Genomic DNA, 11927 nt, shown 5'->3' with positions numbered 1-11927 from the left:
TCAGAAATCCGCATCCCAATCCACCCGCATTTCGCCGGCATCCAGATCGACCGAAAGCACGCACTGCTCCGTATAGGGCAGCAGCCGCTCCCGATCATCCAGACTACCCGCGCAGGGCTTCACCACCATCACATCGTTGGCGCCGGTTTCAAGCAGATGGTCGACCTGGCCGAGCAAGTGCCCGTCCTGGTTGGCCACTTTCAACCCCTCGAGTTGGTGCCAGTAGTACTCGCCATCAGCCAACTGGGGCAATAAGCTTCGGGGCACGCAAATCTCGAAATCGGCAAAGGCACGAGCCTTTTCACGATCATCAAGCCCCTTTAGCTTGGCGACCAGGAGCCTGCCTTGCAGACGTCCTTGGACCAGCTCGACCTGCCGCACTTCGCCGCCACGCCTGAGCGTCCAGTGGCGATAATTCAGCAGGTTGTCGATGGGGTCGGTGAAGGAATAAATCTTCACCTCGCCGCGAACGCCATGCACCGATGTGATTTTGCCAAGGACGATCAGATCCTCGGCGGAAGCAGGCGTCGCGCTCATATCGATCAGGCAGCAGTCTTGCCTGCTTCCTTTAACAGCTGAGCAACACGCTCAGACGGCTGCGCACCCTGGCTCAGCCAGTAGGCAGCGCGCTCTTGATTCACGGACAGCTTCACTTCAGCGCCCGAAGCGATCGGGTTGAAGAAGCCGATACGCTCGACGAAGCGACCGTCGCGCGCATTGCGGCTGTTGGTCACGGTCAGATGATAGAAGGGGCGCTTTTTGGAGCCGCCGCGGGCAAGACGGATGGTTACCATGTGAACATCGTTCCTGTAGTCGGTGCTGCAAAACTAGATTGCATACTTGGGCTCAAGGCCCGAAAGGCCGCATATTTTAAAGAATATCAACAGATTTGCAAATGGCTTTTATGGGAAAGAGCCTTACGCAGCATTGCACGGCCAACACAACACCAAAGACCCATCCCCCAAGGGCACGCATACCCCTAGAGTTTCGGAACCCCGCCACCCGGCAGCATGCCGCCCAAGCCGCGCATCAACTTGGTCATGCCGCCCTTGCTGGTGAACTTCTTCATCATCTTCTGCATTTGCTTGTGCTGCTTGATCAGCCGACCGACATCCTGCACCTGAGTGCCTGAGCCGAGCGCGATACGGCGCTTGCGCGAGCCACTGATCATTTCTGGATCGCGGCGCTCGTTCGGCGTCATCGAATTGATGATCGCCTCCATCTGCTTGAACTGCTTCTCGGCCACGGTCTGAGCATTACCCATCTGACCGAGATTCACGCCGCCGAGCATGGGCAGCTTGTCCATCAGACTGCCAAGCCCACCCATATTCTTCATTTGCTGCAGCTGATCACGAAAGTCTTCCAGATCGAAGCCCTTGCCTTTCTTCAGTTTCTTGGTGAGCTTCTCCGCCTTCTCACGATCAAGGTTCTGCTCGGCCTGCTCGATCAGGCTGAGCACATCCCCCATGCCAAGGATACGGGAGGCGATGCGCTCCGGATGGAAAGGCTCGAGCGCCTCGCTTTTCTCGCCCATACCGATGAACTTGATCGGCTTGCCAGTGATATGGCGTACCGACAAGGCCGCCCCGCCGCGGGCGTCGCCGTCGACCTTGGTCAGTACCACGCCGGTCAGCGGAAGCGCATCACCGAAAGCCTTGGCGGTATTGGCTGCATCCTGGCCGGTCATGGCATCGACCACGAACAAGGTCTCGGCCGGCTTGATCGCCGCATGGAGAAGCTTGATCTCCTCCATCATGTCCGCATCGATGTGCAGGCGGCCAGCGGTATCCACCAGCACTACATCAATGAACTTAACTTTCGCCTCACGGATCGCAGCCTGGGCGATGTCCACCGGCTTCTGACTCGTATCGGAAGGGAAGAAGGTGACACCCACCTCGCCTGCGAGGGTCTCCAGCTGTTTGATGGCAGCCGGTCGATAGACGTCGGCGGAAACCACCAACACCGATTTCTTCTTGCGCTCTTTCAGGAAGCGGGCCAGCTTGCCCACGGTAGTGGTCTTGCCCGCCCCCTGCAGACCAGCCATTAGCACCACGGCTGGCGGGGCCACGTTCAGCGCCAGATCCTCGTTGGCAGCCCCCATCAGCTCTTCCAGCTCGGCACGGACGATCTTCACGAAGGCCTGCCCCGGTGTCAGGCTTTTCGATACCTCGGTACCGACGGCACGTTCCTTGACCCTGTTTACGAACTCCTTGACCACGGGCAAGGCAACGTCGGCCTCGAGCAAGGCCATACGCACTTCGCGGAGGGTATCCTTGATGTTTTCCTCGGTCAGCTTCGCTTTACCGGTGACGAGGCGAAGGGTATGGGAGAGACGGTCGGTAAGGTTTTCGAACATGCGCGTTCCTTTCAGGCTCTGCGGAACCAAGGGGTGAGCTGACTGCGGTCGCGGATTATAAACGAATAGCCCATCCCGACACAGCCGGCAGTCTTTCTTGAGCTCCGGTTGTATGCCACACTGCGTTTCTTTCGGGCTTGCCTAACACGGACTTATGCACCCCTTGCTGACCAGCCTCACCGCCGCCGGCCTCTACGCCCTAGCCACCCTCTACCAAGGCCTAGGCCTGGTCCGACACTCGCTGCCGGACAAACGTCTGCTAATCCTGCTCTGTCTGGCCGCACTGGTCGCCCATGGCCTGAGCCTAGCCCCCCAACTGCTCAGCCCAGCCGGAACGCTGACCCTGCATTTCTTCAATGCTTCAAGCCTGATCGCTGCCGCCGTTATCACACTGACTCTGCTTGCCTGCTGGCACATACCGGTGGAAAACCTGCTCCTCCTGCTCCTGCCGCTGGGCGGGATAACGGTGTTGCTCGCCCAGTTCATGCCAGTCGGAACCTTGCAGGGGATCGACGAAGAGCCCGGGATACTCGCCCATATCCTCTTGTCGATCCTTGCCTATGGCATGCTCACCATCGCCATGCTCCAATCCCTGTTGCTCCTATTGCAGAATCACCAACTGAAGAACAAGCACCCCTCGAAACTGATTCGCAATTTCCCACCGCTGCAAACCATGGAATCCCTGCTGTTCGGTTTCCTCTGGGCCGGCTGGATATTGCTCTCGCTATCGCTGATTTCCGGCTGGCTATTTCTCGAAGACCTGTTCGCCCAGCATCTGGTACACAAGACGCTCTTGGCTGTGCTCGCCTGGCTGGTCTTCTCGGCACTGTTGATCGGCCGTCACCGTCTCGGCTGGCGCGGACAAACGGCGATTCGCTGGACCCTGAGCGGCTTCTGCCTGCTGATGCTGGGCTACTTTGGCAGCAAGCTGGTGCGCGAGTTCATCCTGCACATCTAGGGAACCCGCAGAGAGTTCTCACCCATTTTCCTGACCGATCGCTGCCGGGCTCGGCACTTTCCTCGGATGCAGCCAGATCCTGCCCAACCGATCGCAAGTGCCCTGGCGGCAAGACCCGCCCCAAACCATCCATGGAAGTTCGGACGCCCCTCGAAAGAGGGGGCAGGCCTGAACGCTTCGAGCCCCCACAGGCGACGAAACCGCGGGAGAGACGTGCGAAGCTTGCCAGCGGAGGCCATCGCCTCGAAAGACGACTGACCTGCCACCTCAGGAAGACGAATACTACGCCTATAGCCCCACCTTGATCGCCTGAGCAGCACGCATCGCTTTCTGCCGCGCATCCTTGATCGCTTCATCCCTCGCCAGTACCACACCCATGCGCCGTTGCCCGGAGACCTCCGGCTTGCCGAACAGACGCAAAGCGGTATCGGGTTCGGCCAAAGCCGCCGACAGGTTGCCAAAGCTGGTTTGCTGGGATTTGCCCTCGACCAGGACAACAGCCGAAGCGGATGGTCCGAACTGACGGATCGCCGGGATCGGCAGACCAAGGATGGCACGCACGTGCAAGGCGAACTCCGAGAGATCCTGCGATATGAGCGTGACCAGTCCGGTATCGTGAGGACGCGGCGAAACCTCGCTGAACCAGACCTGATCGCCCTTGACGAAAAGCTCGACTCCGAAGAGGCCACGGCCGCCAAGCGACTCGGTGACCGTACGGGCGATGCGCTCGGCCTCGCTCAACGCCTTGTCACTCATCGCCTGCGGCTGCCAGGACTCCTGGTAGTCCCCCTTCTCCTGACGATGGCCGATCGGCGCACAGAAAGTGGTGCCTCCTGCATGGCGAATGGTTAGCAGAGTGATCTCGTAGTCGAAATCGATAAAGCCCTCGACGATCACCCGCCCCTTGCCGGCACGGCCGCCGTCCTGAGCGTAACTCCAGGCCGACTGCAGCTGGTCCGCCCCCTTGAGAAGACTCTGCCCCTTACCCGACGAGCTCATGATCGGCTTCACCACGCAGGGATAGCCGAGCGCCTCGACGGCCTCCCGGTATTCGTCGAAGGTATCGGCGAATCGATAGGGAGAAGTCGGAAGCCCCAGTTCCTCAGCGGCCAGACGACGGATACCCTCGCGATTCATGGTCAGATGGGCGGCCCGCGCACTGGGTATCACGGTGAACCCCTCCGCTTCGAGCTCGACCAGAGTCGCCGTGGCGATGGCCTCGATCTCGGGCACGATGTAATGAGGGCGTTCCTGCTCAATCAGCGCACGCAGGGCGGCGCCATCGAGCATATCGATCACATGGCTGCGGTGTGCAACCTGCATGGCGGGAGCATCGGCGTAGCGATCAACGGCAATCACCTCTACGCCGAAGCGCTGCAACTCGATCACTACTTCCTTGCCGAGCTCGCCAGAGCCACACAGCAAGACACGGATCGCGCTCGGCGACAGCGGGGTTCCAATACGGGGCATGGGAATTTCCTTCAAAGGGACAGGGAGAGGCGTTCCGGCCTTGTACGGTTACAGCAGTTGGCCCTTGGTACGGGCCCGCTCGATGCAAAGGGCCAGGATTCGACGACGCTCGACGTTATCCAGGCGTCCCCAGCACTCGATCTCGCTCGCTGTGCGCTGGCAACCGACACAGACATCCTCTTCGTCCAGCGCACAGACATGGACGCAGGGAGAGGCCACTGGTTTCTCGTCGCTCATCAATACTTCCTGCTCGAATGGTGGCGGGCGAATGGCCGGGCATTCTGCCCCCAATGAGCAACGCCGAACAAGACGCCCAAAGCGTCGGCCCGGGTCGTTCGCCCCGTCTCAGCTCAGCGGAATGAAAGTCGGTGACGGATGCTGCATTTCGATCCCGGCATCGAAAAGCAGATTGACCAGTTCGACGACCATGATCGCCGTCAGCCCCCAGATCTTGTAAGGCCCGTATCGATAACAGGGGACGTACCAGCTTCGTCCCTGATGGTCGATGCGGTGGGTCGTCTCGCGAGGATCCTGCCGCAGGAAGTCCAGGGGAACACTGAATACCGAAGCGATCTCGGCATCATTGGGCCGGTACTCCACATAATCAGGAATGAGGGCGACATAGGGAGTCACACAGATGCCATAACGGGACACCACGGGGCTGAGGGGACCGATCACCTCGACCAGACCAGGAGGCAGGCCAATCTCCTCCTCCGCCTCACGCAGGGCGGTGTGGATCAGATCGGGATCTTCGGGGTCGCGCCTCCCTCCGGGAAAGGCCACTTCACCACCATGTGTGGACAAGCCGCTCGCCCGCAGAGTGAGTACCAGTTCGGGCTCTTCGCTGCGCGTGATCGGCACCAGGACCGCAGCCTCGGGGAAACAGCCGTCGACCTCCAATAGCCTGGGCGAATAGTTGTGCACGCGCTGGACTAGATCATCCTGCATGATCATTCTCTATATCTTGCTTTAGCTCCGTTTTCATCATGGCATGATCCATCCGGTGTTCCAAAAGTTCTGTCATGCCCAGGCACCAAGGCATCTTGCCAGCATCCCTGACCATATGCAGGATGCTTCGGGCTCCGCGCAGCAACCCTCAGAGAAAAGCACATGAAATTCTGCAACCAATGCGGTAGTCCAGTGACATGGCAGACTCCGCGCGATGACAACCGGCCACGCTTCGTCTGTTCCAGCTGCCTGACCATTCACTACCAGAACCCGCTGATCGTAGCAGGATGCGTGCCAGTATGGGGTGAGAGCGTGCTGCTATGCCGGCGCGCCATCGAGCCGCGCCTGGGCTTCTGGACGCTGCCCGCCGGCTTCATGGAGAACGGAGAAACCATGGAGCAGGCAGCTGCGCGGGAAACGCTAGAAGAGGCCGGAGCCCACGTGCAGCAGCTCAATCTGTACCTCCTGTTCGACCTGCCGCACATTCATCAGGTACATGTCTTCTTCCGCGGCCAGCTGCCCGATGCACAATATGCCGTCGGAGCGGAAAGCCTCGAAGTAAAGCTGTTCAATCAGGAAGACATTCCCTGGGGCGAACTGGCTTTCCCGACCACCAGGCATACCCTAGAATATTTTTTCATGGACCGCGTCCGGCAGGCCTATCCGGTGCGCAATGAGTCCATTGCAGCCTTATCCTCCAACCGACTCCAACAAGACTAACCGCCCAGACTGGAATATCTCGATGCGCTGGTTGATAGCCACTTTTTGCCTGTTACTTGCCGGCCTGACACAGGCCAGCGTTATGCCTGCCCCCGAAGGAAAAATCGTCGACAAGGTGCTAGTGGTGAAATCCGAGCGCAAGCTGCATCTGCTGAGCCGGGGAGAAACGGTGAAGACCTATCGGGTTTCTCTGGGCAAACAGCCACGTGGGCCGAAACGCCAAGAGGGTGACCACCGCACGCCAGAGGGGCTGTACTGGATCGATTGGCGCAAGACCAGTGACAAGTACAACCTGTCGATGCATATCTCCTACCCGAACGTCAGTGACCTGGCGCAGGCCCGCGCCGACGGCGTGACGCCCGGCAGCATGATCATGCTGCATGGCACGCCATTGGATGTCGAATATCCCGAATGGTACTTTCAGGGACTGGACTGGACCGAAGGCTGCATCGCCTTGAAGAACTCGGACATGAGCGAAGTCTGGTCGCTGGTCAAGGATGGCACCCTGATCGAAATCCGCCCCTGACACCCTCGAAAAAACAAACGCCCGCATCATCTGCGGGCGCTCATTCATGCGATGCCGGCCACTCCGACCGGCTAACCGCTCTCCCCTTTCAAACGAGGGAATCACCGTCGCCAACCAGCTCGCGGTAAGCCTCGCGCCAGGACTGCTGGTTGTCGTCCCGCCAGATGCTGTAATGCAGCCGAGCCATGCCGTCCGGATCGTCGAGCAAACGCCAGCGCTCATCCTGGGCGCCTTGCCGCGGACCGGCCTTGAGCACCTTGGCCAGGCGCTCCTGACGCAGACTATCGGCGGCAGGCACCTGCTTGGCATGCCGCGCACGGGACATGGCACAGACCAAAGCGTTGGCCAGCGGGTCCACGGCAGCGCGCAGGAAGCCTTGATTCCAGAGCCTGGACTCGTTCCGCTGACGATAGTCGTCGGTGGCTACCAGTTCGCGCGGCGGCGCGTATTCTTCGGGGATCAGGAACAGTTCCTTGTTGCGCGCAGCCAACCCCAGACTGGTGCGACTGGTGATCACCGATACCGGCGCCGAAAGGACCAGCGAGACCACGATGGGAGCCAACCACCAGAGGAAGTCGGGGTTCAGCCAGGCCACTCCGGCAGTCCAGGCGATACCCAAGGCGATCTGCGAGCCATGCCGGCGCAGGGCCTCACTCCAAGGCGTGGCATCGTCGTCACGTTGCGGGGATTTCCACTGCACAGACCAGCCGAGGAAAGCAGCGGCGACGAACCGGGTATGGAAGAGCATGCGCACCGGCGCCAGCAGCATGGAAAACAGGGTTTCCAGCAGCATGGAGGCGACCAGCCGGACGGTGCCGCCATATTCCTTGGCACCCTTGATGGCGACCAGCAGCACGCTGAGTATCTTGGGCAGGAACAACAGCGTCAGGGTCGCGGAGAACAGGGCGATCGCCTCCTCCGGATGCCATCTCGGCCATAGCGGGAACAGCTGCCCCGGCTGGAGGAAATACTGAGGCTCCATCAGGGTGTGGATGGCTAGCAGGGCCGTCGACAGGATCAGGAAGAGAAACCACAGGGGCGCCGACAGATAGGACATCACCCCGGTCAGGAACACCGCACGGTGTACCGGGTGCATGCCTTTCACCAGGAACAGCCGAAAGTTCATCAGGTTGCCATGGCACCAGCGGCGGTCACGCTTGAGCTCGTCCAGCAGGTTCGGCGGCAGCTCTTCGTAACTGCCCGGCAGGTCGTAAGCGATCCATACGCCCCACCCCGCACGCCGCATCAGTGCCGCCTCGACGAAATCGTGGGACAGGATGGCACCGGCGAAGGAGCCCTTGCCCGGCAGCGGAGCCAGGGCGCAGTGCTCAATGAACGGTTTGAGACGGATGATCGCGTTGTGGCCCCAGTAGTGGGATTCGCCCAACTGCCAGAAATGCAAGCCGGCGGTGAACAGCGGACCGTAGACCCGGGTCGCGAACTGCTGCAGGCGCGCATAGAGGGTGTCCATGCCGGAAGCCTTCGGCGCAGTCTGGATGATGCCGGCATTCGGATTGGCCTCCATCAGCCGAACCAGACCGGCCAGGCAGTCGCCGCTCATCACACTGTCGGCGTCCAGCACCACCATGTAGCGGTAGGAGTCGCCCCAGCGACGACAGAAATCGTCGATGTTGCCGCTCTTCCGCTTCACACGCCGACGCCGGCGACGATAGAAGATGTGACCGTAATCCTTCACCTCACGGCAGAGATCGAGCCAGGCCTGCTGCTCTGCGACACAGATGTCCGGATCGTTGCTGTCGCTGAGGATGAAGAAATCGAAGTGATCGAGCTGACCGGTGGCGGCCAGGGACTCGTAGGTCGCACGCAGGCCGGCGAACACCCGCGGCACGTCCTCGTTGGCGATCGGCATCACCAGGGCGGTACGTGCCCCGCGCTCGATGGGTTCGTTGCCCACGGTGCTGGCGGAAATGCTGTACTTGTCGCGCCCCTTGAGCAACTGACAGAAGCCCATCAGAGCGGTCCAGAAGCCCATCGAGACCCAGCAGAACAACAGGGCGAACAGCAACAGGATGCTCGTCTGAACCACATAGGGCAGGATCTGCCGCGCCGACTCCAGCAAACTCTGCTGATAGACCTCCTGAAGATCCACCAGGGCCCAGCCCTGGTAGGGCAGTACGGACTTCATGTACCAGGTGGCAACACAGGTCTGCACCACCATCAGGACGACCAGAACGGAGCGCCGCATCGCGGCGACCTTGCGCCAGAGGGCTTTGGCGTCGGCCTCCTCGGAATCGGGTTCAGCCCCGTCCCGGCGCCCGAGCAGGCGTTCCCACCAGCGCGCCAGCGGGTTGGTGCGCCAGGGTTCGGGAATCATCGGCGTGCGCACAATCGGCGGCGTGCTCTTGATGTAGACGCGCCCCTGGCGGTCCGTAGCGAGCAGATCGCCCTCCTCCAGCGCGTCGCCCCAACCCAGCTTCAGCCGCGCCTCGACGGAATCGAGCACCGCCTGGGTTTCCGATGCGACGGGGCCGGCCGAGGCCTGCCCTAGACCACGATGCACGCCGGTCAGGCTGTCGTCCGTCGTGGCGGCCTCGCTGGCCAGCGCCTGTCGCTGGTCTGCGGAGAGTGGCAATTGCTCGAGGTAGGCCTGCAGGGAAGCCCGTTCGATGGTTTTATTCATGGGCAGGTAACTGATAGCTCCAGGTTTCCGACAACGGTGTCTGGCCGTCGACCAGGGCGGCACGCATCTCCACCGGCTTGGCCGGGTCCTTGACCTTCAGCCGCATTGTCAGCCGCCAGCCCTGTGTGACCGGATTGTAGCGAAGATTGTTCTCCACCAGCTCGCCGTTATCGTCCAGACTCACCTGAGCGGTCACCTGGGCGTCGGGAAGCAGCTTGGCCAGGGCCGGCCCTTCGAAATCGACGACATAGGCCGTGCTGCCGTCGGGCTGGCGGATCAGGTTGGACTGCTTGACATCGCCGGTGGACAGACGGGTCTGGCTGACCCAGGCCAGGGCCGGGTCATGCAGCGCCGGCTCGTTCAGGGTGAAGTGCAGGCGATACTGGAACTCCAGCGGCTGACCGGGCTGCGGCAGGGTCTCCGGGGTCCAGAAGGCAACGATGTTGTCGTTGGTCTCGTCCGGGGTGGGGATCTCGACCAGTTCGACCTTGCCCTTGCCCCAGTCGCCGACGGTCTCGATCCAGCCGCTCGGGCGCAGATCGTAGCGGTCGTCGAGATCCTCGTACTGGCTGAACTCGTGGCCACGCTGCAGCAGACCGAAGCCCCGTGGATTCTCGATAGCAAAACTGCTCACTGCCAGGTGCTTGGGATTGTTCAGCGGACGCCACAGCCATTCGCCATTACCGGCATGGATGGCCAGACCATTGGAATCATGCAGTGCGGGTCGGTAATTGACCGTCGGGCTCGGCAGGTTCGGCCCGAACAGATACATGCTGGTCAGCGGGGCGATACCCAGCTTGCCGACGTTATCGCGCAGGAACACCTTGGCCTGGACCTCCACGGTGCTGTCTTTGCCCGGCGTCACCACCATGCGGTAAGCGCCGGTCGCCCGCGGCGAGTCCAGCAGGGCATAGATCACCAGATTACGGCGATCGGGAGCTGGGTGTTCGACCCAGAACTCGCGAAAGCGCGGAAACTCCTCGCCCGAAGGCAGCGCCGTGTCGATGGCCAGACCACGAGCAGACAGGCCGTACACCTGGTCCTTGCCGATGACCCGGAAGTAGCTGGCGCCGAGCAGTGTGATCAGCTCATCCTGCTTGTCCGCACGGTTCAACGGGTAGATCACCTTGAAGCCAGCGAAGCCGAGGCCCTGTAGTGCCGCCTGATCGAGAGTCAGATTGCCGAAGTCGAAATAGGAAGGGTCATACTTGATCCGGTGGACTCCCGTCGCAGTGATTTCGTTGATCCGCACCGGTACATCGAAGTGCATGCCTTGGTGATAGAAGCCCAGCTTGAAAGGCGTTTGCTCGTTGGACCAGTAGGCCTTGTCCATCCTGAAGCGAACCTGCTGGTAGTCGGCGAACTTCATTTCACGGAAGACGCTCGGCAGATTGCTCTTGGGCACGCTGTAGGCCTTTCCGGCAAGCGCCTGAGCTTTCGCCGTCACATCATCTAGGCTGAAGGCTAAAGCGTTGCCGACGAACAGTGCCAACGCGGCCGACAGGCCCCAAGCCGCTATGCGGACCTTGCGTGGCTCCGCCGCACAGGAGCTGGAAACGGTTTCTGAGAACAAACGCAACCTCCTAAATCTGCATACGAAGTCGTCCGGAGTCGAACGACCCCGTCAACGATGGGCAAAGCATTGGTCACGGCCGGGCGATCACCCGAACAGCGGCTAACAAGCGAAACGGTCTGACGACAAAAGAAGACACCCAAGTCCTTATCGGCACCGAGACCAGCCAGCTTCAGCTCATCTGCAGGATTACCGCGCAACGGGAGAGAGTCGACCATGATCAGGCCGATAAAGCAGCCGCAGCATATACTGCCGTTTCTTTACAATATGTTGACGATCTCTAATCAGCGAAAGTTACCCACCCCGCACCAAGCGCATGGATACCATCCAGGGAGCTAGAACACCATATCCGATAGCCGCCATACATCGTAAGCGGGCGTTTCATACGGGTGGCTGCTCTTCAATGCCTTCACGGCATCGTGGATCCTCTCGTCAGCCACCACCATCTCCACCTTCCATTCGGCAACCCGCTCCAAACGACCGGTCTGCCCGAGAAAAGGCTGACTGCCCTCCAGCGGTCGGTACTGCCCCTGCCCCAGGGATTGCCAGCAACAACTGTCGTAGGCTCCGATGCGCCCGCCACCGGCGGCAAGCACGGCCTCCTTTACCGCCTCCAGATGGCTCTCCGGCACATAAAAGCAAAGCTTGTACATTGGAATCTCCGCGAAGCGAGACAAGCAGATGAGAGAGGCAGGCCGTGCCGCCAGGAAGCGCCGGCTCGCCTGAGGTAGACCG

General features: G+C 60.9%; 12 protein-coding genes. 3 read left to right on the top strand and 9 right to left on the bottom strand.

Going from position 1 to position 11927, the window contains the following annotated elements:
* The 3 genes from rimM to ffh all read right to left on the bottom strand — a co-directional run bounded on the left by rimM (position 1) and on the right by ffh (position 2356).
* Positions 1-537 carry a ribosome maturation factor RimM gene (gene rimM, locus ACFOJE_RS01110; RefSeq protein ID WP_377812380.1) on the bottom strand — a complete coding sequence of 179 codons (537 nt, stop codon included), beginning with the start codon at positions 535-537 and terminating at the stop codon, positions 1-3.
* 5 nt (positions 538-542) lie between these two features.
* Entirely contained in the window at positions 543-794 is a 252-nt protein-coding gene (rpsP, locus tag ACFOJE_RS01105) for a 30S ribosomal protein S16 (protein WP_377812379.1), read from the bottom strand.
* A 185-nt stretch (positions 795-979) separates the two neighbouring features.
* Positions 980-2356, bottom strand: coding sequence for a signal recognition particle protein (gene ffh, locus ACFOJE_RS01100; RefSeq protein ID WP_377812378.1), 1377 nt, complete (start codon positions 2354-2356; stop codon positions 980-982).
* 154 nt (positions 2357-2510) lie between these two features.
* On the opposite strand from ffh, the gene ACFOJE_RS01095 reads away from it, so the two are divergent.
* Complete coding sequence (locus tag ACFOJE_RS01095) at positions 2511-3314, top strand: cytochrome C assembly family protein (protein ID WP_377812377.1); 804 nt, start codon at positions 2511-2513, stop codon at positions 3312-3314.
* Between the two features lie 288 nt (positions 3315-3602).
* Here ACFOJE_RS01095 and purT read toward each other — a convergent pair whose 3' ends face one another.
* The 3 genes from purT to ACFOJE_RS01080 all read right to left on the bottom strand — a co-directional run bounded on the left by purT (position 3603) and on the right by ACFOJE_RS01080 (position 5732).
* A complete protein-coding gene (gene purT / locus ACFOJE_RS01090; protein ID WP_377812376.1) occupies positions 3603-4784 on the bottom strand; it encodes a formate-dependent phosphoribosylglycinamide formyltransferase in 1182 nt (393 codons plus the stop codon).
* A 48-nt stretch (positions 4785-4832) separates the two neighbouring features.
* On the bottom strand, positions 4833-5021 hold the full coding sequence (locus ACFOJE_RS01085) for a DUF1289 domain-containing protein (protein ID WP_377812375.1): 189 nt from the start codon (positions 5019-5021) through the stop codon (positions 4833-4835).
* Positions 5022-5129: 108 nt separating this feature from the next.
* Complete coding sequence (locus ACFOJE_RS01080) at positions 5130-5732, bottom strand: CoA pyrophosphatase (protein ID WP_377812636.1); 603 nt, start codon at positions 5730-5732, stop codon at positions 5130-5132.
* 162 nt (positions 5733-5894) lie between these two features.
* Between ACFOJE_RS01080 and ACFOJE_RS01075 the strand changes: the two genes are divergently transcribed.
* Positions 5895-6452 carry an NUDIX hydrolase gene (locus ACFOJE_RS01075; RefSeq protein ID WP_377812374.1) on the top strand — a complete coding sequence of 186 codons (558 nt, stop codon included), beginning with the start codon at positions 5895-5897 and terminating at the stop codon, positions 6450-6452.
* A 22-nt stretch (positions 6453-6474) separates the two neighbouring features.
* On the top strand, positions 6475-6978 hold the full coding sequence (locus ACFOJE_RS01070) for a L,D-transpeptidase family protein (protein WP_377812372.1): 504 nt from the start codon (positions 6475-6477) through the stop codon (positions 6976-6978).
* Between the two features lie 88 nt (positions 6979-7066).
* On the opposite strand, the gene mdoH is transcribed toward ACFOJE_RS01070, so the two are convergent.
* The 3 genes from mdoH to ACFOJE_RS01055 form a co-directional block, all read right to left on the bottom strand.
* The gene (gene mdoH, locus ACFOJE_RS01065; protein WP_377812371.1) at positions 7067-9619 is read right to left on the bottom strand and encodes a glucans biosynthesis glucosyltransferase MdoH; all 2553 of its coding nucleotides are present in this window, start codon (positions 9617-9619) and stop codon (positions 7067-7069) included.
* A complete protein-coding gene (locus ACFOJE_RS01060; RefSeq protein WP_377812635.1) occupies positions 9612-11138 on the bottom strand; it encodes a glucan biosynthesis protein G in 1527 nt (508 codons plus the stop codon). Before ACFOJE_RS01060 ends, mdoH begins: the two co-directional genes overlap by 8 nt.
* Positions 11139-11527: 389 nt before the next feature.
* Complete coding sequence (locus ACFOJE_RS01055) at positions 11528-11845, bottom strand: NGG1p interacting factor NIF3 (protein WP_377812370.1); 318 nt, start codon at positions 11843-11845, stop codon at positions 11528-11530.
* Positions 11846-11927 lie beyond the last annotated feature (82 nt).

Source organism: Azotobacter bryophylli, from assembly GCF_042643485.1.
GTDB classification, from domain to species: Bacteria; Pseudomonadota; Gammaproteobacteria; order Pseudomonadales; family Pseudomonadaceae; genus Azotobacter; species Azotobacter bryophylli.
Note: the sequence above shows the minus strand (reverse complement) of the source record. Positions and strands in the feature narration are given on the sequence as shown.